Genomic DNA, 22519 nt, shown 5'->3' with positions numbered 1-22519 from the left:
ACGCCGTCCGGACCGGTGTCCAGCAGCCCGGCGGCCTCCACCGCGGCCACCCTCAGCAGCCCATCCGATGTCGGTGAGCGACCCTTCAGCCCCGGTCGGACCCGACCGGATCCGGTAGTCGCCAGTCGGCCGGGAGCAGCTGCGGGCGGCCGGGTCGCTGTCCCACACGACGACGTCCGCCCCGCCTGTGCCGATGCGCGGCTCCATCAGGACCGGGCCGGGGGCGTACGCGCAGGCGTTGGTGACCGGTTCGCCGACGGCCGGGACGGTGAGGTCCTGCGCACGCTCGGACACCTGCGGGTCGCGCTCGGCGCGGGCCTTGTTCCGGGAACGCCGCGACGATCTTTCCCGGTGCCCTTCCCCCCACGGGCACAAGAGGCGACCGCTCCGCCGAGAAGGCCATGAAGACCCCTGGAAGAGCTCGGTGAGTACTCAGGAGTGAAGCGACCACAGGGACGCGGAACCGCGACAAAGCACTCGACCAGGGGTGCACGGAGGGAGTCCGCTCCTCGGGCCGCGTCGGATCCGGGCGACTCCGCGACGGAGCAACTCAGACTTCTCGTGCGATATAGCTATTTATACGGTCTTTATGGGTAAGGACTGGTCGACCGTTCCTCTCTCTGGAGGTCATCATGGCGACCAGTCATCACGCACCGATCGAAGAGCATCCCGACCTGGTGGAGCTGCGTGCCCGGCACGACCGCGCCGCCGCCACCCCAAGGGCCCAGATGGTCGAGGCCCTCGCCGTCGTCACCGGCCTGTACATCGCGGCGTCCCCCTGGATAGTCGGTTTCAACGGCTTCACCACCCTCGCCGTCACCAACCTCATCGCCGGCATCGCCTACATGCTGCTCCTCGGCGGCCTCGGCAACTCCTACGAACGCACCCACTCCATGGCCTGGGCCGCCGCCGTCATCGGCGTCTGGACCTGCTTCGCCCCCTGGGTCGTCGCCGGCGACGTCGCCCGCACCCGCTCCATCACCAGCAACCTCATCGCCGGCGCCCTCGCCGCCCTCCTCGCCTTCGTCGCCGCGGACGCGGCCCGTAGCCGTGCCGGCGACAGCCGCGGCGCACGGAACCGCCGCGCTGCGGCCGACGAGCGCTGACACCGGTACCTTTGGGCAGTTCCGGCGGTCGTGTCCCCGTCACCGGCGTCCACTTCGCCGGACTGCCTCCGGGTGTTCCGCCCGGGTGCCGGATCCGGTTCCCGGCTCCGACCGGACGAGGTGCGCCGACCACCGCCAGGGCGCGAGTCGGCCTTACGGACCCGAGACGAACGAACTGCGCGAAGCCTCTTCGAGCAGACGGCCCGGACCGGGCGGCTCCACGCCGTCCGGTTCTTCGTGTTCATCCTCGCGGGGTCACACCTGGTGCCGTCCGCCCGGCGTGGAGTCCGTCACTTCCGGCCGGTCCTTCCGGCGGCGCCGCACGCCCGGGAGGAGCCCGAGACCCGCCCCGCGTTTGCACGCCGTGCACCGGGTCCGCAACGACACGGCCAACGCGGTCCGGGTCCCCAGCGAGAAGCAGATCGATTCCGGTCGCGAAGAAGTGGCCGAAGCGCCGGACGAAGGGGGGTGCCCGGGATGCACCGCCGCGTGCCGTCCTCCAGGACCAAACCTCGTACCGGCCGGGACCGGCCACGCGTCCAAGCCCGCCCGGTGGCGCACGTGAACGCACGGCCCGAAACCGGCGGCCCTGTCGGCATCCGCCGTCCCCGGGCGTTCCGACACGTCCGCCGGTCGGTGCCGCTCCGTGCGGAGTGCCGCTGCTTCCAGCATCCTCCAGCTCCGCCCTGGCGGCAGAGGTCATCCGGTGGGCCGCGGGAATCGGCGACCGGTCCCGTTCGGTCACCGCTCCGGGGCGTTTGGACCTTCGGGATGCCCACTCGGGTCAGTCGGGATGGCGGTACGGGCGAGGTGCGGCGAGGGTGGGCGGTACTCGGTGTGTTTGCCGGCCATTTCCGTCCCCCCTTCTGAAGGAGCACCGTCATGTCCGAACGCAACACCCTCATCCGCAGCCTGCACGACGTGGGGCTGGCCGCCTGGTTCGGCGGCTCACTGATGGGCGCGGTCGGCCTCAACGGCGCGGCCGAGAGCGAAGGCGGCACGCAGAGGGCCACGGACCGGATCGCCTCCGCCGGCTGGGCGAAGTGGACGCCGGTCAACGCCGCCGCCATCGGCGCGCACCTGTTCGGCGGCGGCGGACTGCTCGCCGTGAACGCCCACCGCGTCGCCACCCAGCAGGGCGTCGCCGCCTCCACCGCGGCCAAGACGGCCGTCACCGCCGCGGCCCTGGCCGCCACCGCCTACACCCGTGTCCTGGGCAAGAAGATCGAGCTGGCCTCCTCCTCCGACCCGGAGGACGCCGAGAAGGCGGGCAGGCACCCCGTCGACCTCGACAAGGCCAGGCGGCAGCTGGCCTGGGCACAGTGGGCGGTACCCGCGCTCACCGGATGTCTGGTGGTGCTCAACGCCCTGCACGGCGAGCAGCAGCGACCCACCGAGCAGGCCTCCGGCATGTGGGAAAGGGCCCGCTCCGTGAGCCCCTTCATGTCATGAGCCCTCGCGCCCGGCTCCGCGCGAGTCCACAAAGAGCCGGCCGGTGACTACGACTCTTCCCAGGAGGTACTCGCCGCGGTTGCGTGAGCGTACGGTGCGGGTGTGCCGCGAGGCGGCCTCGAACCGTTCTGCACGCACCTGGCCGGGCAGCTCGACGCGCACCCCGAGGCGCTGCGTACCCGGATCCACCAGGACGAGACCGACTGCGACGAGCGCGAAGACCGGCTCACCATCGGCGAGCCGGTCGCCCCGCGCGAGGAGAACGTCCAGGAGCTCGTCCAGACACCGGGACACCGCGACAGGACGTCCTTCCCGCCGGAGAGCACCGGCCATCGTCCACTTCCACGATCCCGGACGCGGCCACCGGCGGCGCACGTCACCGAACGCCTTACCCCCGTACCCCTCTGAGCGTGCGGCCGAAGCGGCACCGAAGAGGCAACCGATCGACCGAGGAACCGAACTCCCGGCCGCGGACCGCCACCCCCGTTCCGGCCGGCGGTGTGCGGCAGGCCATCCGGTTCCTCGACGTACCTGGCCGCCGAGGCCCCAGCCCCGCGCCTTTCCTCTCACAGTGGAATGAGTTCCCTACGCGCGCGGCGGTGTCGCACGCCCGTGCGAGACCTCGACCGTGGCCGCGCGGGGTTCCGTGCCCATCTCCCGCTGCTCTTGGTCCTCCGCCCCCTCGCGGTCGCCGCCCAGGACGACGGTCCCGGCGTGCTTCCTGGGACTCGCCCCGCCGGCACGGCCGTACCGGCCGGTCGGGCTCCGGCCGACGGGAGGCCGGAACGGAAAGAGGCGGGCCCAGGCGTATGTCAAGTGCGGCGTCGCGGGTAGGCGCAAGGAGGGAACACCACCCGCACCGGGTGAGACCTCGGGTACGGCATCCCACGCGTCCCGGTCCGCTCCTCGCCTGCGACTACGGAAAGCGACCCTCGGCCATGATCCCTTCACAGACGGTTCGCCCTCCTCCCGCACGAAAGGACACGGGGAGCGATTTCGCCCGCCTCTCCCGAAAGATCCAGGAAGCCGGGCTCATGACCAGGCGCCCCGGGTACTACGCACTGCGCATCGCGGCCGTGACCACCCTGTACGCCGCCGGGTGGGCGGCCTTCGTCCTGATCGGCGACAGCTGGTGGACGCTCCTGACAGCCGTTTTCCTCGCCTTCGTGTTCGGGCAGGTGGCGCTGCTCGCGCACGACCTCGCCCACCGGCAGGTCTTCCGGCTGCGCAGGGCCAGCGAGGTGTCCGGGCGCATCGCCGGGAACCTCGGCATCGGCATGGGCTATGGCTGGTGGCAGGACAAACACACCCGTCACCACGCCAACCCCAACCACGAGGACCTCGACCCCGACCTCGACCCGGACATCCTCGTATGGACGCAGGAGCAGGCGCGCGCGGCCAAAGGACTGCCCCGGCTGCTCGGCCGCTCGCAGGCGTTCCTGTTCTTCCCCCTGCTCACACTGGAGGGATTCAACCTGCACGTGTCCGGAGTGAGGTCGCTGCTCGACCGCTCGCTCAAGCACCGCGTGTGGGAAGGAGCCCTGCTCACCGCACACCTCGCCGTCTACCTCGGCGCACTGTTCCTGGTGCTCCCGCCCGCCAAGGCGGTTGCGTTCCTGCTCGTGCACCAGTGTCTCTTCGGCGTCTACCTCGGATCGATCTTCGCCCCGAACCACAAGGGCATGCCGGTCCTGAGCGGCGCCGATCGGCCCGACTTCCTGAGGCGCCAGGTCCTGACCTCCCGCAACGTGCGCGGAGGCTACTTCACCGATGTCGTCCTGGGCGGTCTCAACTACCAGATCGAGCACCACCTCTTCCCGAGCATGCCCAGCCCGCACCTGCGCAAGGCCCAGAGCATCGTCCGCGAGCACTGCCAGGAGCTCGGGGTCGGCTACCTGGAGACCAGCCTGATCAAGTCCTACCAGCAGGCCCTCGCCAGCCTCCATGCGGCAGGAGCCCCCCTCAGGAGGCCGCGCACCGCCTGACGACACGGCCGAAGGCGGACACGAGGAGGTCGGAGGCACGCGGGGCGCGTCCATGCCGCGGCCGTCCGACGGGCAGCGCCTTGGCGATGGGTACCGGCCCCCCCGACCGTACGCGGCTGCTTCCGATCGATCTCGGGGCGCGTCGCGATGGGCATGCCGAAGACGGCGGCACGAGGCAGCGGCTCGCCGGTTCGGCCCTCTTCCTCACAGGCCAGGGCGGTGCGCCTCCGCCCCGTCCGGCCCCGGCCCCGGCCCCGACTCCGACTCCGGCTCCGGCTCCGGCCGACTTCGCGCAGGAAGAGCCCGACTTCGGCCGACCCGATGACAACGAGGCTGGACAGGAACACCACGCCTGGCCTCAGCTTGTCGTTTGAGCCCGTCGAGGGGTGACGTGGTCGTCCCAGCCGAAATCAGCGACACGGCGCTCCTCTCGGCCGGACGAGCTCACCAAGCTGCTCTGGGCCGCCGCCGAGAACCCCCGCTCCTGACCGATCGGTGCCCCGCCGCGGCGGGGCACCGATCTCCTTCTTCCCGCCGAGGTGCCGGGCGTCCCGATCAGCCTGCGGCCTCCGCCAGCGATCTCCGGCCGGGCCAAATCGCGGATTCTTCGGATTCTCTCCCCTGTAGACAAGGGGCGGTCCTCCGCGTCGCAGCATGGTGATCAGTTTCCCGAACTGCTTCGGACTCAGCCCGGAGTGCGGCGTTATCCATGACGGCTCCGACGCCGTGATCACAGCCCCCACATGAAGATCATCTCAGTCGTGGGTGGCCCCGGCCTCCTGCGCGGAACCAAGCCTACGATCCTTGGATCCGCCGGCCGAGGTCAGTAGAGCCAGCGGTCCAGGAGCCCTGGCCAGAGAAGCCCCTCGTAGCCGTTGAAGGCTGCCGGGTCGATCTCTTTCAGTTCCTCGGCCAGCCGGTTCAGCTCGGCGAAAGCCCGCTCTTCCTCCTCTTCAGAGAGGTACTCCTCGGGGCCGTCCGGCTCGCCGAGAAGCTCTGAGGCTGTGACGCAGGTGCCGTAGTGGTGAAGGACATCGAGCCACACGCCGACACCCGAGTTGGCGAACCACGCCTCCCCGTCCGGCATGACGAAGTAGACCGTCCCGGCCTCCGGCTCAACGCCGAACGAGAACCGCTCGTCCTGATCATCGGGGTCCGCCTGCTCGGTGAGACGGTAGAGCGGGCCCCGGGACGTGAGCAGGACCGGCTCGGCCTCGCTCTGCATCACGACACGTTCGATGAGGCGCGGAGCCACCGGGATGCCCACCTCGACGAGCTGTGCCTTCATGAAGCCCGGGATCTGCCAGCCGGCCACAACGTCCCGTCCGGCTCGCGTGACATGCCCCAGACCGGCCCACTCGGTCAGCTGGCCGTACGTGGTCATGGAACATTCCTCTTCCATCGGCTGTGGCCTTGACCCTATCGATCCGGGCTCAGGTCACGGCACGGCCGCACTTGCGGGACAGCCCTTAGCGTTCGTCGTCGGCGTCGACGGGCCGAAGATGGCTCTGCGGTGCCGGCCAGGAGACCGATCAGGCCGAGCCACACCGCGGTATTGGGGGCGGTTACCAGGTGGCTCGGGAAGGGCAGGACGTCCGGCGCTACGGTGCGGCGCGACCTGCGATATTCAACTGAACAGACCGACCAGAATTTGGATGTTTATTCTGTTGGGCTTGTGTTCGTTTACTGATAAGGGGTAACGGCTTCGTTCTGGTCGGCCGCTAGGAGTGTTTTATTGAGAGATAGGAGTGGTTTGTTGAGAAGTGCGAACTTTGGCCGTCTCGCGGTTCATGCGGACCCGGCCAGGCTCGACGCGGGCACAAGAAGGATCCCTATTGCCCTGCGGATGAGGTGGAAGGCTGCAGCGATCTGGGCAGCAAGCCGGGCGCAGGGGATGCTGCGGGCACATGTGGACGGAAACCAGAAGGGCCTGATGGGCCGTCATGAGGCTTTGCCAAGGTTCGGTGATCTTGCGATGGCGAGCAGCGAAGTGCCGAACATGCCATCAAGAGTGTGACGGTCAGATCGGTTACCGATGGTTTCAGCGGTCACGATCCCCTGTCCGCTCGTCGCGAGCGCTTCAGGCGCCGACTTCAGTCTTGCCCGTCAGCTCTCTGCGTTTCCTTTATCGGAAGGCTTGCGTTGACACGATCCGTTAAATGTCGGACTATCGGTTCGGCCTTCAGTGATCATTTCGGCCATTCTTTTCGAACCTGCAGGTCGGATCCTCTTTCAGAGGTCGGACTCGGCCTGCCCTGTGTCAAGAGCGGAAACCTCGTATGTCTGCAGCAGTTGCGGCGCGTCGCGCCGTCGTCGGCGGCTCGGCCGCCGTCTGTCTGGTCCTCGCCGGCGGTTCCGGCACCTGGGCGCACGGCGCGCCGGGCGGTGACGGCTGGGAGAAGCGGAACGCCGGGTCGTACAAGGCGGCTGACTCGGTGCCGTCGCAGGACACGAGCGGGGACTGCGAGTTCTCCCTGAACGGCGATGTCTGGGCGGCGGCCGTCAAGGTCGACGACCTGAACCTCAAGCCGGCCGCCGACGGCAAGGTGCACGTCCAGGTCCGGCCCGCCGCCGGCAGCCCCGGCTGCACCGTCTCCCTCGCCTCGTACCGCACCCACGGCCCGACGTGGAACACCTCCGGTCTCCAGGTCTTCCACGACTTCGACACCGCGACGGTCAAGAACGGCGCGACCGACTCCCTCGACATCTCCGTCCCGGACGCCGGCTGCTTCGCGCAGGTGGACCTGTACCGCGGCAGCGTGAAGTACGACGGGCGGCACGGCGCCAACGACGGCTTCGAGCACGGCGACCTGCCGGAGGGCCCGAACAAGCCGGTCATCAAGGAGAAGAACATCAGCTGGTGGAACGGCGGCAGCCGCGACTGCACCGCCGAGAGCACCCCCACGCCGAGTGCGTCCCAGACGACCCCGGCCGCTGAGGAGCCGACCCCCGGCATGACGTCCCCCACGACCCCCGCCACCAGCCCGGCGACCTCGGTCCCGCCGTCGGACGAGCCCCTCGCACCGAGCAACACCCCGTCCGCGACCGAGACCTTCCCGACGAACCCCCCGTCCGACAGCACCAGCCCGGCCGCCTCCGATGCCCCGTCCTCGTCCCCGACAACCGCCGTCCCGGCGACAGGCGGCGACCTGGCCGAGACCGGCGGCGGCAACGTCACCGCGATCGCGGGCGCCGCGGCGGCCCTGCTGATTCTGGGCGGCGGACTGGTCTTCATGCGCCGCCGGAACGCGGGCAACCGCGCCTGACCACCGACCACCCCCTGAGGAACGCAGCATGACGCACCGCCCCGGTGAGGTTCCCGCCGACATCTGCCCTGTGCCGGCCCTCGCCGGGGCGGACCCGGCCGATGTCGAACTGGTACGCCCCTACCTTCTCAGCGTTGCAGAACCCGCAGCCGACGCCGACCAGCCGGCCGACATGACCCTGCTCGACGGTCTCGGCCCCCTGCCGGCCCCCGCACAGCCGCACGACGGCCACCACCACAGGCCCGGTCGACGCAAGCGCCGGCCCAGACCCGGGCGATTCGTGGGAACGGCCGGTGTTCTCCTTGCCGCCGTCCTCGGCGGCGCACTGTACGTTCTGCCTGTCGACGAAGGCACAGGCCCGCGCCACTCCGAAGCCGGTCACGAAGATCCGCAGGCCGCCCGCCTTCCCGGAATATCCGTCTCCGTACCGGCCTCACCCCTGCCCGCCGCAGGCGCCGTCACCCCGGCGGTCGACCGGCCGGCCCAGACATCGACCACCGCTGCCGCGCCGAGCGCCACTCGTACCTTCGAGGGTGACACGCCCACCACGGGCTCCCCCGCGGAAGCCAGTCCGACATTGAGCGGCATCCTCGCACCTCATGACGGTGACGCCGCAGAACACAGTCCGGCACCGAGCAGTGCACAGGAGACCGCGGAACCGGGCTCCCCGGCCGAACCCCGAACCCTCAGCACGGGTGACACCGGTCCCAACGTGACGAGACTGCAGCAACTGCTGTTCGGCCAAGGCTTCACCTACGTCACCGTCAACGGCACCTACGACGAGGCCACCCGCCGCGGCGTCACTCAGCTCCAGAAGGACCGCGGCCTCTCGGGGGATCCCGACGGTGTGTACGGGCCCGTCAGCCGTGCTTCCCTGGACGGAACATGACCCTGGCCGCACCCCGGCCTCGAGCACTCCACCGTCCACGCGAGGAAGCGGCTCGTGCGGGACGTCGCCGACCTCGCCACGCTCGCCGACCGTCGGCTCCCGGGCCTGCCACTCGGCGCCGAAGCGCAGACGGAGCCGTCCACGATGCCCGGCACGCCCGGACCATGTACCGGGCGCCGGCCTTGACGGTACGGGTTCGGTGCCGCGTGCCGGGGCATCCGCTGACTGTTCGGAACGTGTCGGCTTCCATGGCGTGGGCAGACGGCGGGCGAGGTCGGCGACGAGCCGCCCGGAATCCGGGCCGCGCCCGCCGGGATCGGGGCGCCGGGCATGTTTCGTGTTGAAGGGCGCGCATGTCGCCCAGGTCCGAAGCCCGCGGAACATGGGTGCTGGTCCCGGGGGCAGTGGAGGCCGATGAGGTCCGGGTTGACGTCGACACCGATGTCTGTGCAGCCGACATCGACGATCGCACTTCCCTCGGAGAAATTGCAGTCGGGTACCTGGCCTACGCCGACTCCGGCGGAGAGATCGTCGGCCGAGGCGACTCCGGCACTGGGTGCGCCGGCGGAGAAGAGACCGGCGAGCATGATGGCGACCTTGCGGAGCATGGCGATGCTCCTTGCCAGTGGTGCGTTCGCCATCGGCCGTCGCCGTAGGGGCGGCTCGTGGGCGAGGTGGATGAGAGAAGACCCCGACCGATGGATCTTTGAGCCGTGAGGGTGTTCTTCCATGAGGCCCACCGGCCGTGCGCTGGTCCAGCGTCCAGCAGGGTCGGCGTGCAAAGAGGATGGCACAGCAGTCCAAGGACGGTGACACCGGGCGCCTGAACCGTCGCGGACCGTACGTGCGGTTGGCGTCAGTGCTCAGCGAGCTGTAGTGAACGGTCTCATCCTGCTTACAGGCGGCATTGCAGGCACCGGTGCCGGCGTCAACGAGTCGCATGCAGGTGTGCCGGCCGGTATGCCGCATAGGCTGTTTGGGGAGCGCGCAGGGGCGCGAGGGGCGCGTTCACGTAGAAGATTAATTCGAGTGCGCCCCTGCGGGTGAGGTGCGGCTTTCCAAGATCGTCGGGTTGTTAGCTTCTTGGTCGTGACTCAGTTGATGGAGTCCGGCCAGGAGCCGGACCACTTCGTGCTGCCCCCCGTTCGTGAGGCGAGCGAATCGTTTCGTCCCCTGGTGCTGGACCCGGCGACGTCTGCCGATACCGCTGTCCTGGCCGGGCTGCGGGAATCGTCCGCCGTGCGTGAGGTCCACGACCGTATCGAGGAGCAGATCGAGGAACTTCTGCGCTGCCGGGCCCCCCATGATCCCTTCGGTTCCCGCCCTCGCTCCCGCGCGATCGCCGAGGCCGTGGACGGCCGGCCCGACGCCTACGGCAGGTGGGTCTGGTACCCGTGGTCCGGGCGCCTGGTGCACGTGCTGCCGGAGGCCGAGTTCCGGCTGGTGCGTACCGATCGCAACCGCGACAAGATCACCCGTGAGCAGCAGCAGATCCTGCTGCGGCGCCGGGTTGGCGTCATCGGGCTGTCGGTAGGCAGCAGCGCGGCGCTGGCCTGCGCCATGGAGGGGGTCGGCGGGGCCTTCCGGCTGGCGGACTTCGACCAGCTCGGCCTGTCGAACCTGAACCGGTTGCGGGCCGGTGTCCACGAGATCGGGGTGGAGAAGAGCGTGCTGTGCGCGCGCCGCATGTACGAGCTCGACCCCTACCTGGACATCGAGGTCTTCCGGGGCGGTATCACCGAGGGCACCATCGGGGACTTCTTCAGCGGTTCCGCCGACGGTGACGGCCTGGACCTGCTGGTCGAGGAGTGCGACACCCCATGGGTCAAGGTCGCCGCCCGCGAGCACGCCCGCGACCGGCACATCCCCGTCCTGATGGACACCAACGACCGGGGACTGCTCGACATCGAGCGCTTCGACCTCGAACCGGACCGTCCGCTCTTCCACGGCCGCACCGGCGACGTCCGCGCCGACGACGTACGCAGCCTCGAACCAGAAGAGGCCATCCGCTTCCTGCTCACCATCGTCGACCAGGAGCGTCTGAGCCCTGCCATGACCGACGCCCTCACCCGGGTGGGACATTCCCTCTCCAGCTGGCCCCAGCTCGCCAGCGGGGTGATGCTCGGGGCCGCCCTGATCACCGACACCGCCCGCCGCATCCTGCTCGGCGAACCCCTTCCGTCAGGCCGGCACTCCATCGACCTCCACACGCTCGTGGCCGCCGGCGCGAACCTGCCAGCACCCTGGGGAGCCGTCCGATGAACCGGGTCCCCGAACTGTGCGGCAAGCACCTGCGGCTGCGGGAGCTGCGCGCCGACGACTACCAACCCTTCACACGAATCCTCACTCACCGTGTGCTCACCCGCTACCTCGGCATCGACCGCATGGACACCGCCCAGGCCCATGACGCCTTCGCCCGGGCCCTGGCCCAACCGCACACCCACCCCCGTCGCAAGTACACCCTCGCCGTGTGCGCCCCGGACAACGACACCTTCGTCGGCACCATGGGGCTGCTCATCGAGGAGTACGGCAGCAACGCGATGCTCACCAGCCTGGTCCTGCTGCCGGGCGCCCCGGTGAGCGGCCACGGGCACGAGGCAGGACGCCTGCTGATGGCCTACGGCTTCGGGCACCTGGGCCTGCACCGCGTCTGGGCCGGCCACCGCAGCGACCACCACCACATGGCCCCGATCATGCACGCCGCCGGACTCCGCCCCGAGGCCACCCTTCACCAGCTCTTCCGCACCCAGGGCTGCTGGCACGACGTCACCACCTACGCCACCACCGCCCCCGAGTGGAAACGCCAGGCCACTGCCCGAGAACTCACCATCCTCGATGGTACGGAAGGCTCTGCCCCGGCTGAAGCGCCTCGCGTTTCAGCCCGTCCTCCAGCGGTCGGATCCCATGACCGGTCCCTACAGGAGGAGGGTGTCGGAGTGGCGGGCGGGCAGGCGGTACCCAGGCCCACCGGCACCTCGTCGGCCAGGGCGCGCAGTTGGACGGCGGTCCAGTTGACCACAGAAGGGCTCGCAGATCCGGACCACTGGTGACCACGTGATCGGACGGGCAGGTTCTGGTCGGCATCACCGGCTGCTTCGCCAGGCAGCCGGAAGGTGGTCGGAGCACGGCCGAAGAGGCCCCGGAGACCGCGGCAAAGGATCGCCACCACCCCCGGGGCTTTTCTCCGCTACGCCTGGAGCGCCAGCGTCGGGGACAGCCGAGATGCCCGGACCGCCGGATAGAGACCGGCCACCGTACCGATCACCGGCGTCGCGGCGAAACCGCCGCCCACCGCCCACGGCGGGACCACCCAGGGCAGCCCGGCGGCGTACGCGTACGCGGCCGTCGCCACCCCGCCCAAGGCCACGCCCGCCAGTCCGCCGAGACCGGAGAGCATCAGGGACTCGACCACGAACTGGATCCTGATCTGGCCCCGGGTCGCGCCGAGGGAGCGGCGGAGGCCGATCTCGTGCCGGCGCTCCAGGACCGATATGATCATGGTGTTGGCGACACCGACCCCACCCACCAGGAGTGCGATCCCGCCGAGCCCCAGCAGCAGGGAGGAGAAGGCCCCCTCGGTCACCGCCTTCGCCTGGAGGGCGGATGAGGGGTCCCCGACCGCCACGTTGTGCGGGTTGCGCGGGTCGATCGTCGAGGCGAGTAGCTTCTGCACGGTGCGTACGGACGCGTCCGTGGACCGCTCGTAGACCGCCGTCGGATGCCCGTCGAAGCCGAGCAGCCGCTGCGCGCCCTCCCAGCCCACCAGGGCCGAGCGCTCGATCTCCGGCGCCAGCGGCAACGGGTCGAGGATGCCGACGACGGTGAAGTACCGGTCGCCGATCCAGACCTGCCGGCCCGGCTCGGTGATGCCGAGCCGCTCCGCCGCCACATGGCCGAGGACGACGGACGGATAGCGGCCGTTGGCGGCGTTCAGCCAGGTGCCCGTGGCCATGCCGCCGCGCAGCACGTCGAGCATTCCCTCCGTGGCGGCCTTGACCGCGATGCCCCCGGTCCCGCCCTCGGGGATCTTCTCCGAGCGTCGCACGGAGTGCCCCAGGTCCCCGGTCGCGCCGACGTCCTCGACGCCGTCGATCCGGCCGACCATGCCCACCGCGTCCTTCGGCAGCTTCACCTCCTTGCCGCTGAACATCGACTCGCCCGCCTTCGCGACCAGCATGTTCGTGCCGAGCGCGTCGAGCTGCCGCGTCAACTGCGCCCGACTCGACGCCGAGATGCCCACCACCGCGATCATCGTGGCGATGCCGATCGCGATCCCCAGCGCCGACAGCACCACCCGTACGGGACGACTGCGCAGCCCTGCCGAGCCGACGTGCAGGACGTCCCGCGGCCCGAGCCGGGCCGCTCGCAGCGTTCTGCCCCTTCGCACCGCCCTGTTCGCGCGGGCCATCAGGTGGCGACCTTTCCGAGCGCGGTGTCCGCCGCGATCCGGCCGTCACGGATACGGACCTGGCGGGGCAGCCGCTCCGCGATCTCCGTGTCGTGGGTGATGACCGCGATCGTCGTACCCTGTGCGTTGAGGTCGTGCAGCAGGTCCATCACCGCTTCGCCGGACGTCGAGTCCAGCGCGCCGGTCGGCTCGTCGGCGAGCAGCAGATCGGGTTCGCCGACCACTGCCCGGGCGATGGCGACGCGCTGCTTCTGCCCGCCGGACAGCTCGTGCGGCCGGTGCTTCATCCGGTCGGCGAGCCCGACCCGGACGAGCGCGTCGGCAGCCATCTCTCGCCGCCGGGCCCGGGGCAGCCCGGAGTACAGCAGCCCTTCGGCGACATTCTCCAGCGCACCGACCCCGGGCACCAGGTGGAAGGCCTGGAAGACGAAGCCGATGTGCCGGGCACGCAGCGCCGACAGCCTGCGGTCCGCCAGCGTGGCCACGTCGTGGCCGGCGATCTCGACCGTCCCGGCGGTGGGCCGGTCCAGAGTGCCGACGATGTGCAGCAGGGTGGACTTTCCGGAGCCGGACGGGCCCACGATCCCGAGCAGTTCTCCTTCGCCGACGTTCAGGTCGATCCCGTCGAGGGCGCGTACCCCGCCCGCGTACTCCTTGGTGACCCCGCGGAGTCGTACGACCGCGGGCGGCGGGGCCGTCACGGCGGCCGGGGGCGCGGTGGTCGTCGTGGTCATGCGGACGGCACCCCGACCTTCATGCCCTCGCGCAGTCCGTCGCCGCTGATCTCGACGCGTCCCTGCGCGAACATCCCGAGTTCGACCTCCACGTCCCTGGCCCGGTCGTTTTCCACGACCTGGATGCCGAAGCCGCCACCCGGCAGGGCGAGCAGCGCGTTGACGGGTACGGAGAGGACATCCTTGCGCGTCTCGCCGGTGAGGTCGACGGCGACCGGTGACCGGTCGACGCCCTTGATCTTCTCCGGGTCGTCGAAGGAGACGGTGATGTCGATCTTCGGGGTGCGGTCCTGCGGATCGTCGCCCGCCGATGCGGTTCTGCCCGCCGACGACACCTTGCCCGGCGCTCGCGTGCCGTCCGGGAGTTCCACGGAGACCCGCGTGCCCGTCTTCGCCCGTGCCGCGTCCGCGACCGCGAGCTTGAACCGTACGACGCGCTCGGAACCCGTCACGGTGAGCACCGGCCGGCCGGGGCCCGTCTGGTCGCCGGTCGCGGCGCTTGCTTCCTCGACGCGCACCGCGCTCCCCGCGAAGGCGATCGTGTCGGGCCCGAGTGTGCCGGTCTGTTTGAGGTCGTGCGACTTCTGCCACCGCTTGACGGCGGCGGCGGTCTTCTCCGAGTACTCGTCGTCGACGGTGAAGCCGGTGTACCCGAGCGCGGCCAGGTTCTCCTCAACCTGCCGTACGTCCTTTCCCTCGTCACCCGTCTTGAGCGTCCGGTACATGGGCTCGGCGCCGTACATCAGGCGGACGGGCCTGCCGTCGACCTCGTAGAGACGCTCGTTCCGCTCGACGACGGAGCCGGTCGGGGCGATCCAGTTGAGGGTCCCGGCCGCGCCCCCGTTGATCTTCCGCTCACCGAGGTGTCCGAGGGTCCCGTCCTGCCGGGAACTGTCGCTGAGGTCGCCCCGGGTGATCGCGGTCGTCGCGGGCGGCAGCCCCGGGTCCGCCACGACGGGCCGCGGCCCGCGCGCGGTCAGAGCGGTGGCGGCCGCACCCGCCCCGGCGACGGCCACGATCGCCGCCAGGGCGACCACGAGCTTGCGCCGGCTCATCGCGACACGCTCTCGCAGGCCTTGTTGGCCTCGTCGAACTTCTCCTTCTCCGCGCCCTGGGTCGCCGGCCGCGCCGCCGACACCGCGCCGCCGCCCTCGAACTTCGGGTCGGGCATGTCGACGCCGTTCTTCCGCATGCACTGGGCGTACTTGATCATCTTGTCCTTGTCGGCCTGGGTCAGCTCCTTGCCCATGCCGGCTCCGCCCTTGTCACGGCAGGCCTTGAACGCCTTCTCCATCTTCTCCTTGGACATGCCGTCACCGCCGATGGTCAGGCCCACGCCCTCCTCGCCGGGCTCGGGCTCGGGCACGTCCAGCCCCTGCTCGCGCAGGCACTTGCGGTGTTCCAGCGCCTGGTCGGCCTTCTTGCCCTCGTCGCTGACCGTTTCGCTCCCGGTGCCGGTCTTGCCGCCGTCGGCGGTGCAGGCGGTCGTGAGCAGGCAGAGGGCGGCCAGACCGGTCGCGGCGGCCAGCGCGATGTTCCGTCGAGTCGTTCGCATCGTCATGGGCGCAGCGTGCCGCGCAGGGATGTTTCGTTTCCCTCAGCGGATGGGTTAACACCGACGAAAGCCCCCGTCGGGTACACAGGGCTCATGCGCGTACTGGTGGTGGAGGACGAAGCGTTCCTGGCCGAGATGATCGCCGAGGGGCTGCGCCGGGACGCGCTCGCCGTGGATGTCGCCGGCGACGGGCTGGAGGCACTGCAGAAAATGCGGTTCGGGGAGTACGACGTGCTCGTCCTGGACCGCGACCTTCCCGGCGTGCACGGGGACGACGTGTGCCGCCAGGTCGTCGAGCAGCGGCTGCTCACGCGGATCCTGATGCTCACGGCGGCGGGAACGGTGCGCGACCGGGTCGACGGCCTCGGTCTGGGCGCCGACGATTACCTGGCCAAGCCCTTCGCCTACGACGAGCTACTCGCCCGTGTCCTGGCCCTCGGCCGGCGTGCCCGGCCTGCGCTGCCACCCGTCCTGGAACGGGCCGGCATCGTCCTCGACACGGCCCGCCGCCAGGCCAGCCGCGACGGTCGCCACCTGCAGCTGTCCCGCAAGGAGTTCGCGGTCCTGGAGACCCTGCTGCGCGCCGAGGGAGCCGTCGTCAGCGGCGAGGACCTCATCGAGCAGGTGTGGGAGGAACACACCAGCTACCGCACGAGCGCGGTACGGGTAACCCTGAGCAAACTCCGCGCCAAACTGGGTGAGCCGCCGGTGATCGAGACGGTGCCGGGCTCGGGCTACCGAATCACTTCGGGGACCTCGTGAACGCCCGGGGCCTTGAGCGCCTGAACACCCTCAAAGGCCTCTTGGGCAGCGAGCGGGTCAGGCTGACGGCCCTGTACGGCGGCTTGCTGCTCCTGGCCGGCGGACTGCTCACGGGGATGGTGTACCTCCTGGTCAAGGAGGGGCTGTACTCCACGATCAGCGTGGCGGTCAACGGCGCCGTACCTGCGAAGCGGCTGGACGAGCTGTCGTCCTCCACACCCGCTCCGTTCGTCTCGCCGTACCCTCTGCCGACCTGGCAGGACGCCCAGCCCGCGAGCCCCGGCCCGCTGCCGCCCGGAGCGAACCGCGGCATGACGGTCACCAGCCGGGTGAGCGACGCAGTCGAGAGCGCCGCCCTGGAGCGGCTGCTGACGGTCTCGCTGCTCGTCCTCGCCGCGTACGCCGTCCTCTCCGTCATCCTCGCCTGGTGGGTGGCGGGCCGGGTGCTGCGGCCCGTCGCTGTGATCACCGAGACGGCCCGTCGACTCTCGGGCGAGAACCTGCTGGGGACGGCCTCCGGACGAAGTACTTAGGGCAGGATCGCCCTGGACGCTCCACCGGGAGAGCTGAAAAGACTCGCCGACACCTTCGACGGCATGCTCGGCCGGATGGAACGGCTGGTGTCGGCGCAGCAGCGGTTCTCCGCGAACGCCGCGCACGAGCTGCGGACCCCGGTCGCTGTGCAGCGGGCCGCCGCCGAAATCGGACTGGCCGGGGAGCCGGACCCGGAGCGGGTCGCCCGGATCCGCGCGAAGCTGATCGACGTCGCCGACACGAGCGAGAAGATCATCGAAGGGCTGCTGCTCCTGGCCGCCTCCGACCAGGGCCTGACCGAGCGACGACCCGTGGCACTGCACGAGGCGGCCCGCCGGGCGGCCAACGCGCTGGCGGCCGAGGCCGCGGAGCGCGGGGTGACGGTCGCAGTCGACGCCCGGCCGCTGACGGTCCCCGGAGACGCGGTGCTCCTGGACCGGCTGCTCCACAACCTGCTCGCGAACGCCGTACGCCACAACGTCCCTGACGGCCGGGTGGAGGTCCGCACCGGGCCGGACGGCATCGAGGTGACGAACACCGGCCCGGTGGTCCCGGACACCACGGTCCCCCTGCTCTTCGAACCCTTCCGGCGCCTAACCGAGCGCACCCACGCCGCGGGAGAGGGCGCGGGCCTGGGCCTGTCGATCGTCGACTCCGTCGCGCGCGCCCACGGCGCGACCGCGACGGCAACGGCGAACGCGAAGGGCGGAGGCCTGACGATCCGGGTGCGCTTCGACGCGAACCCGTGAAGGGCCACGACCCGAGGGGATCCCTCCGAGGTCGTCGTCAGCCGCGCCGAGGGCGCCGGTCAGGGTGCCCGCAAAGCCGATCGTCCCGTCCCCGGCCCGGCAGGTCAGGACGTTTGGGCTCACGTCCGGCCGAACAGGTCGGTGCCCTTGTCCGGCCTCCAGTCCTCGGGGTCGACGGGCACGCTGTCACCTTCTGGACCTACTTGGCCACAGCCCGGGCATCCGGTGGCGGCGGGGGAGCTGGCCGGGCCTCTCAAGACGCTTCACTCGCTGCCCCCGCCCCCGATCGCTCTTGCCGAGCACGACAACATCCGCGCGATCCGTCGCTCATTGACGGCCATTACCTGCCTTCCTGCCGTAGCCCTCGGATTCTTGGAGGAGGAAGCGGACCGACTCGAAGAAGCACTGGGGGACGTCCAGTTCTCCCTCGTACCCGGACTGATACAGGGCGACCCTCAGCACCGGAACGCGCTGCACACCACTGGTGGGTCGGCAGTGCTGTGCGACTGGGACACGGTGGCCCAGGGGCAGCCGGAATGGGACCTCGTCACCGTTGAGGTTCACTGCAGACGGTTCGGCTACGGCCAAGCCCACTACCAAGCGTTCGCGGACACCTACGGGTGGGACGTCAGGAGAAGCGCGGGCTATCCGGTCTTGCGTGATATCCGCGAACTGCGCATGATCACCACCAACGCACGGAAGGTCCGACATGCCCCCGAGTCGCTGAGCGAGATCCAGCGACGGGTCGAAGGACTCCGCATGCGAGACAAGCAGCTCACCTGGAACATCCTCTAGCCTTTCCTGGGCGACTGAGGACTGCTCGCGCGGAACAGCGGGAAGGCGGCCCCCGGCATGGGCGGGGGCCGTCGTCTTCCCACTACCGGGTCAGGCGCAGGTGTCGGCCCTCTGCTCCTCGGGCGCGGGTGGGGTGGCAGGCGCGGACGGCGGCCAGGAGGGTGTCGGTGAACGGGCCGTGGGCGACCACGGCGCTGCCGTCGGGTTCGACGCGCAGTCCGGCCGGGCCGGTCGCTGCTGTTTCCAGGACGCAGGCGCCGTGGTGGTGGGGGACGGGGCAGAGGAACCGTGACGGTTTTACGAGAGCCCGAACCCGCCGTGCGGGGTGGGACGCCGCGTGGTGGCGGTGGCGGTTCCGGTGCCCTGGCAGCGGTAGGCGATGCGGTGCGGCGGCCGGCCGGCCGGGTAAGGAGCGGGTGTCCACGAAGACGGGGGCGCCGGGCTTGGACACCCCGGATGCGACAAGGCTCTCGCCCGAGGGCCGGTGGGCGGGGAGGTCGGCCAGGAACTGGCGGTGGGCCCGGAGGCCGGGCTCCTGTTTCGTGCCGGCGCTGTTCGCGTTCTGGGGGCATGGCGGCGGTCAGTCATTGACACTGCTCCGGGGTGCAGGCCAGGCATGCCAGATCGCCTGCACCACCGTCGAACGAAGGGGTGCCGACTCCCGCACGACACGCCTGACGGGCCGTCAGGAAAGTCGGCAAAAGGTCAGCATCGATCCGGTCGAACCTTGTCACAGACATCCGAAGACGCGACTCGACACCCTCTCCCCGGACCCGGCGGACGCCCGCCCCCGAACCCAGGCCAGGCAGCGGATCGGAGGTCCGGGCATGGCGGCCGCCAGTGACCGCACCGCCGCCCCATCCCCGCATTTCCGCAGGTCAGCGCACTCGCCCACGCGGCTTCAACGGGGTGGCGGGCAGTTCCGGGGCGGGCAGGCGGGCACCGTCGTAGCCGTGCACCTCGCCGAACCGCGAGCCCTTCTCCCAGTCGTTTCGCGCCTGCACGATCTCGTCGCCGGATCGGCCGACGAAGTTCCACCACATGACGATCAGCACACATCACCGCAGGTCAGCGGCTTGCGATCCTCGGAGGTCAGCAAAAGTCAGCATCAGCGGCACGTCTCGCTGACGCCGACCGCCTTCATATGACAATGATGTGGGGAACTCAGTAGGCGGCATCGTAACCGCAGTTCCTAGGGAGGTAGTAAGTCCGGGTGATCTCCTCATCCTTCCGCCTAGACCGCCTGACCAGCGGTTTTAAGGTGCCCTGAATGCCCATCCCAAGCTGCCCGGTAGCCTCTCGTTCGAGGTCGGGGCAGCCGCGTGAGCGGCGCCTTCGTTCTGGACAGCGAGAACCTGGCCAAGGCCGTACAGCACGACCGCGAGGTCCACGAATGGCTCACCGTCACTCGGGACGCGCTCCGCGGCCAGGCGGGTAGGGCCCCCGGTCCGTTCCGAGGGTGTGGCGTACCGGCTGACGCGGTCCCACTCCTGTCGTTCCGATGGCCGGTCGGTCAGCTCGTCGCCCGTACGGCGTCTCTGATCAGGTCGGCGACCCGTGTGGGCTCGGAAAGGACGACGGCGTGGGAGGCGTCCGGGAGTTCGACGACGACGGCTCCGGCCCGTGCGGCGCCGAAGCGCTGGACCTCGGGGCTGATCGTGCGGTCCGCCCCGGCCACCAGAGCCCAGGACGGTTTCGTCCGCCACGCCGCCGCGGGCGCGCTCTCCGTGAACGCGGCTGTGGCGAGCGGACGTTGGGCCACCGCCAGGACGCCGGCGACGTCCTCGGGCACGTCCGCCGCGAAGACGGAGGGAAAGGCCGTCTCGTCGATCGTGACCTCGACCGCGGAGTCGCCGTCGAGGAGCGGGTACGTCCACTCCTTCAGGTTGCCCGCCAGCGGGGACTCGGGGAAGCCTCCCTGGAGCTGGCCGAGGCTCTCGCCCTCGTGGGGCACGTAGGCGGCCACGTAGACGAGCCCCACGACGTTCTCCGCGGCGCCGGCCACGGTGATCAGCGCACCGCCGTACGAGTGGCCGACGAGTACGGCCGGACCCTCGATCTGCGCCAGGACCGAGGCGAGGTAGGCGGCGTCCGCGGTCAGGCCCCGGAGCGGGTTGGACGGAGCGATCACCGGGATACCGCTGCTCCGGAGTTCCGAGATCACGCCTATCCAGCCTGTCGCGTCCGTGAAGGCGCCGTGCACGAGGACGACGGTGGGGTTGGTCATGCGAGTTCTCTTCTCAGTGTCGGGCCACGTGTGGGGCGTCGTCACGACGACGGTCGGGGCGCGGCCCGGAATTCGGCAGAGGTCCGTGCGACTATTACTCACGGTAGAGCCGAGGAATCGGCACCTCTTGTCCCTGCGCGCAACCACGCTGTCATGACGGCGCACACGCGCCTCAGCGCCTTCGCTCGTCCTGGGCGCCGGCATGCGTCGGTGTGAAGGCCGAGGTCGCCAGCGCCTGCCATTCGCTGGGGCTCATGCCGTAGGCGCCGCGGAACGTGCGGCTGAAGTGCGAGGGGCTGCTGAAGCCCCAGCGGTGTGCCACCGCGGCCATGGTGATTTTCCGGTTGGAGCGGCCCAGCTCGAACCGGCAGAACTCGAGCCTGCGCTGCCGCACCCACTGGCTCACCGTGCTGCCGTCGTTCTGGAAGAGCTTCTGCAGGTACCGGACGGAGATGTGATGGGCGCGTGCGATCGAATCCGGTGACAGGTCGGGGTCCATCAGGTGTTCTTCGATGTGGGCGCGAATGCGGGACAGCATCTCGTTGCCGGTCCCGGACGCGTCGTCGGTCTCGTCCGTCGTGTCCGCTTCGAGGAGCTCCACGACCAGGACGGAGAGGAGGTGTACGGCCGTCCGGGCACGCCGGTCCCCGATCGTGGACCGGCGGAACTCCGCCTTGGCGGCGAGCGCGGTCAGGAAGTCGGACGCCAGAGCCCCGATCCCCTCCCCGCCGCGTACGGGGATGCCGAGCACCTGGCCCAGTTCCGACTCCGTGACGCCCAGATAGCAGCGGGGCACCCGGAAGAAGATCATCTGGCAGTCCTCGCCGAACTGCAGCAAGTGCCGTCGGGCCGGGTCGCAGAAGACCAGATCATTCGGCTCCAACGGGGTCTTGGCACGCTCATGGAGGACTGTGACGGGCCCACGGACATGGACACCGAGGTAGACGTGGTTCCGGTCGTTCGTGTCCGGCATCTCGGAGAGCATCTGGACCAGCCACCCCGAGCGGGAGGGGGGGAGCGAGGTCGGAGCAGATGTCTGCCGGGGCACCCGTTCGGGCGTACGTGACGTCAGTGTGAGAGTCATGGGGATTCCTAGCCGTAGGTTCGTGCGGGCGGAGGGGGCGGATTCACGCCCCCATCGCCCGCTCCTCGGCCAGGAACTTCTCCACCACGGCGTTGAAGGCCGGCGGGTTCTCCAGGAAGGGGAAGTGCGAGCTCGCCACGTCGGAGGCGAAGATGTGCAGGCGTGCGCCGGGAATCCGCTCGGCGACGAAGCGCTGCGATTCGGGGTGCACATGGCTTCCCTCACAGCCGATCACCAGGGTCGGCACATCGATCCGGGGAAGCACGTCGCGCCAGTCCTGCGCGCAGTGGTCGAACAGCAGCGGTACGCCCGCGTAGGCGGGCGTCGACCTGATCTCCTCGGCGACGAAGGCCAGCACCTCGGGGTCGGGCTCGCCGGTGAACATGCCGCGTACGAAGTCGGCGAGGACCATGTCGCCCTCCGGCCCCGCGAGTGCCGCGCCCAGATACAACAGCCCCGACACATCGAAAATGGCGCCGGAGTTCCGCTGTTCCTGCTCGGTCATCCAGGGCACGGCTGCGACCGCCGCGGGCTGGTCGACGGCGACGAAGCGCCGGATCCGTCCGGTCCCGTACTGGTCGACGAAGCTCCACCACACGGAGACGCCCATGGACCAGCCCAGTGCGTCGAAGCGGTCGAAACCGAGGTGGTCGACGAGTTCGAGCACGTCGTGGGAGAGCCGGGCGATGCGGTAGCCGTGACGCGGTTTGCCGGACTTCCCGTGGCCGCGGAGGTCGACGGTGACGACGCGTCGACCGGGCGCGAGACCCTCGACCTGGTGGCGGAACATCGCCTGCGTCTGCCCCCAGCCGTGCAGCATCACCAGCGGGACGCCCTCGTCGCCGGTGTCCTGGTACGCGAGCCGTGCGCCGTCCGTCGTGATCAGTTCCTTCATGACCTCTCCCCTGGTCAGAGGCGGTACGTGGTGCCCCGCCCGTCCCGGACATCATCGAATGGGGCCCGTCGCCCGCAC

The 22519-nt window shown here is 70.1% G+C and carries 18 protein-coding genes and 3 pseudogenes; 11 read left to right on the top strand and 10 right to left on the bottom strand.

Annotation, left to right across the window (positions count from 1 at the left end; translation table 11 throughout):
- Positions 1–632 precede the first annotated feature (632 nt).
- The 4 genes from ADL08_RS13785 to ADL08_RS13770 all read left to right on the top strand — a co-directional run bounded on the left by ADL08_RS13785 (position 633) and on the right by ADL08_RS13770 (position 4543).
- A complete protein-coding gene (locus tag ADL08_RS13785) occupies positions 633–1106 on the top strand; it encodes an SPW repeat protein (protein ID WP_107092124.1) in 474 nt (157 codons plus the stop codon).
- Positions 1107–1988: 882 nt separating this feature from the next.
- Positions 1989–2558, top strand: a complete 570-nt coding sequence (locus ADL08_RS13780; protein WP_053642613.1) for a hypothetical protein — start codon at positions 1989–1991, stop codon at positions 2556–2558.
- 102 nt (positions 2559–2660) lie between these two features.
- Positions 2661–2966, top strand: coding sequence for a hypothetical protein (locus ADL08_RS37170; RefSeq protein ID WP_159043134.1), 306 nt, complete (start codon positions 2661–2663; stop codon positions 2964–2966).
- Positions 2967–3496: 530 nt separating this feature from the next.
- The gene (locus ADL08_RS13770; protein WP_053642609.1) at positions 3497–4543 is read left to right on the top strand and encodes a fatty acid desaturase family protein; all 1047 of its coding nucleotides are present in this window, start codon (positions 3497–3499) and stop codon (positions 4541–4543) included.
- Between the two features lie 617 nt (positions 4544–5160).
- Here the strand turns inward: ADL08_RS13770 and ADL08_RS36595 are convergent.
- Together ADL08_RS36595 and ADL08_RS13765 are read right to left on the bottom strand one after the other, a co-directional pair.
- Positions 5161–5286, bottom strand: a pseudogene (locus tag ADL08_RS36595) (IS5/IS1182 family transposase); the annotation flags it as partial.
- A gap of 80 nt (positions 5287–5366) precedes the next feature.
- The gene (locus ADL08_RS13765) at positions 5367–5927 is read right to left on the bottom strand and encodes an SUKH-4 family immunity protein (protein WP_053642607.1); all 561 of its coding nucleotides are present in this window, start codon (positions 5925–5927) and stop codon (positions 5367–5369) included.
- Positions 5928–6822: 895 nt separating this feature from the next.
- Here ADL08_RS13765 and ADL08_RS13760 point away from each other — a divergent pair.
- The 4 genes from ADL08_RS13760 (at position 6823) to ADL08_RS13745 (ending at position 11748) form a co-directional block, all read left to right on the top strand.
- Positions 6823–7809, top strand: a complete 987-nt coding sequence (locus ADL08_RS13760; RefSeq protein WP_053642605.1) for an LAETG motif-containing sortase-dependent surface protein — start codon at positions 6823–6825, stop codon at positions 7807–7809.
- A 28-nt stretch (positions 7810–7837) separates the two neighbouring features.
- Complete coding sequence (locus ADL08_RS35505; protein WP_078968460.1) at positions 7838–8698, top strand: peptidoglycan-binding domain-containing protein; 861 nt, start codon at positions 7838–7840, stop codon at positions 8696–8698.
- 1089 nt (positions 8699–9787) lie between these two features.
- Positions 9788–10960, top strand: a complete 1173-nt coding sequence (locus tag ADL08_RS13750; RefSeq protein WP_234352125.1) for a ThiF family adenylyltransferase — start codon at positions 9788–9790, stop codon at positions 10958–10960.
- Positions 10957–11748: a GNAT family N-acetyltransferase gene (locus tag ADL08_RS13745; protein WP_234352124.1), complete on the top strand. Its 792-nt coding sequence runs from the start codon at positions 10957–10959 to the stop codon at positions 11746–11748. The genes ADL08_RS13750 and ADL08_RS13745 overlap by 4 nt, the downstream gene beginning before the upstream one ends.
- Positions 11749–11885: 137 nt before the next feature.
- Here ADL08_RS13745 and ADL08_RS13740 read toward each other — a convergent pair whose 3' ends face one another.
- The 4 genes from ADL08_RS13740 to ADL08_RS13725 are packed head-to-tail and all read right to left on the bottom strand — an operon-like array spanning position 11886 to position 15401.
- Positions 11886–13106 carry an ABC transporter permease gene (locus ADL08_RS13740; protein WP_053642601.1) on the bottom strand — a complete coding sequence of 407 codons (1221 nt, stop codon included), beginning with the start codon at positions 13104–13106 and terminating at the stop codon, positions 11886–11888.
- Entirely contained in the window at positions 13106–13840 is a 735-nt protein-coding gene (locus tag ADL08_RS13735; RefSeq protein WP_053642599.1) for an ABC transporter ATP-binding protein, read from the bottom strand. Before ADL08_RS13735 ends, ADL08_RS13740 begins: the two co-directional genes overlap by 1 nt.
- A complete protein-coding gene (locus ADL08_RS13730; RefSeq protein ID WP_199837002.1) occupies positions 13837–14895 on the bottom strand; it encodes a peptidoglycan-binding protein in 1059 nt (352 codons plus the stop codon). Before ADL08_RS13730 ends, ADL08_RS13735 begins: the two co-directional genes overlap by 4 nt.
- A complete protein-coding gene (locus ADL08_RS13725; RefSeq protein ID WP_053642597.1) occupies positions 14892–15401 on the bottom strand; it encodes a hypothetical protein in 510 nt (169 codons plus the stop codon). Before ADL08_RS13725 ends, ADL08_RS13730 begins: the two co-directional genes overlap by 4 nt.
- An 87-nt stretch (positions 15402–15488) precedes the next feature.
- Between ADL08_RS13725 and ADL08_RS13720 the strand changes: the two genes are divergently transcribed.
- The 3 genes and pseudogenes from ADL08_RS13720 to ADL08_RS38125 all read left to right on the top strand — a co-directional run bounded on the left by ADL08_RS13720 (position 15489) and on the right by ADL08_RS38125 (position 18235).
- Positions 15489–16157: a response regulator transcription factor gene (locus tag ADL08_RS13720; protein WP_053642595.1), complete on the top strand. Its 669-nt coding sequence runs from the start codon at positions 15489–15491 to the stop codon at positions 16155–16157.
- 41 nt (positions 16158–16198) lie between these two features.
- A pseudogene (locus ADL08_RS39185) lies at positions 16199–17440 on the top strand (ATP-binding protein).
- Between the two features lie 372 nt (positions 17441–17812).
- Entirely contained in the window at positions 17813–18235 is a 423-nt protein-coding gene (locus ADL08_RS38125; protein WP_234352123.1) for a phosphotransferase family protein, read from the top strand.
- Positions 18236–19113: 878 nt separating this feature from the next.
- Here the strand turns inward: ADL08_RS38125 and ADL08_RS35495 are convergent.
- The 4 genes and pseudogenes from ADL08_RS35495 to ADL08_RS13695 form a co-directional block, all read right to left on the bottom strand.
- Positions 19114–19284 (bottom strand): annotated as a pseudogene (locus tag ADL08_RS35495) (pirin family protein); the annotation flags it as partial.
- A gap of 464 nt (positions 19285–19748) precedes the next feature.
- The gene (locus tag ADL08_RS13705) at positions 19749–20462 is read right to left on the bottom strand and encodes an alpha/beta fold hydrolase (RefSeq protein ID WP_053642591.1); all 714 of its coding nucleotides are present in this window, start codon (positions 20460–20462) and stop codon (positions 19749–19751) included.
- A 172-nt stretch (positions 20463–20634) separates the two neighbouring features.
- Positions 20635–21435 carry a helix-turn-helix domain-containing protein gene (locus tag ADL08_RS13700; RefSeq protein ID WP_234352122.1) on the bottom strand — a complete coding sequence of 267 codons (801 nt, stop codon included), beginning with the start codon at positions 21433–21435 and terminating at the stop codon, positions 20635–20637.
- A 154-nt stretch (positions 21436–21589) separates the two neighbouring features.
- On the bottom strand, positions 21590–22441 hold the full coding sequence (locus tag ADL08_RS13695; RefSeq protein ID WP_053642587.1) for an alpha/beta fold hydrolase: 852 nt from the start codon (positions 22439–22441) through the stop codon (positions 21590–21592).
- Positions 22442–22519: the final 78 nt, after the last annotated feature.

It is taken from the genome of Streptomyces sp. NRRL F-6492, assembly GCF_001280125.1.
Lineage (GTDB): Bacteria > Actinomycetota > Actinomycetes > Streptomycetales > Streptomycetaceae > Streptomyces.
The sequence above is the reverse complement of the archived record's forward strand: the minus strand, read 5'-3'. Positions and strand labels throughout refer to the sequence as shown.

Excerpts from the sequence above, each read along its gene's own strand:
- ADL08_RS13785 (WP_107092124.1), top strand. The coding sequence starts at position 633 with ATGGCGACCAGTCATCACGCACCGATCGAAGAGCATCCCGACCTGGTG.
- ADL08_RS13780 (WP_053642613.1), top strand. The coding sequence starts at position 1,989 with ATGTCCGAACGCAACACCCTCATCCGCAGCCTGCACGACGTGGGGCTG.
- ADL08_RS13770 (WP_053642609.1), top strand. The coding sequence starts at position 3,497 with ATGATCCCTTCACAGACGGTTCGCCCTCCTCCCGCACGAAAGGACACG.
- ADL08_RS13765 (WP_053642607.1), bottom strand. The coding sequence starts at position 5,927 with ATGACCACGTACGGCCAGCTGACCGAGTGGGCCGGTCTGGGGCATGTC.
- ADL08_RS13760 (WP_053642605.1), top strand. The coding sequence starts at position 6,823 with ATGTCTGCAGCAGTTGCGGCGCGTCGCGCCGTCGTCGGCGGCTCGGCC.
- ADL08_RS35505 (WP_078968460.1), top strand. The coding sequence starts at position 7,838 with ATGACGCACCGCCCCGGTGAGGTTCCCGCCGACATCTGCCCTGTGCCG.
- ADL08_RS13745 (WP_234352124.1), top strand. The coding sequence starts at position 10,957 with ATGAACCGGGTCCCCGAACTGTGCGGCAAGCACCTGCGGCTGCGGGAG.
- ADL08_RS13740 (WP_053642601.1), bottom strand. The coding sequence starts at position 13,106 with ATGGCCCGCGCGAACAGGGCGGTGCGAAGGGGCAGAACGCTGCGAGCG.
- ADL08_RS13735 (WP_053642599.1), bottom strand. The coding sequence starts at position 13,840 with ATGACCACGACGACCACCGCGCCCCCGGCCGCCGTGACGGCCCCGCCG.
- ADL08_RS13730 (WP_199837002.1), bottom strand. The coding sequence starts at position 14,895 with ATGAGCCGGCGCAAGCTCGTGGTCGCCCTGGCGGCGATCGTGGCCGTC.
- ADL08_RS13725 (WP_053642597.1), bottom strand. The coding sequence starts at position 15,401 with ATGACGATGCGAACGACTCGACGGAACATCGCGCTGGCCGCCGCGACC.
- ADL08_RS13720 (WP_053642595.1), top strand. The coding sequence starts at position 15,489 with ATGCGCGTACTGGTGGTGGAGGACGAAGCGTTCCTGGCCGAGATGATC.
- ADL08_RS13705 (WP_053642591.1), bottom strand. The coding sequence starts at position 20,462 with ATGACCAACCCCACCGTCGTCCTCGTGCACGGCGCCTTCACGGACGCG.
- ADL08_RS13700 (WP_234352122.1), bottom strand. The coding sequence starts at position 21,435 with ATGCCGGACACGAACGACCGGAACCACGTCTACCTCGGTGTCCATGTC.
- ADL08_RS13695 (WP_053642587.1), bottom strand. The coding sequence starts at position 22,441 with ATGAAGGAACTGATCACGACGGACGGCGCACGGCTCGCGTACCAGGAC.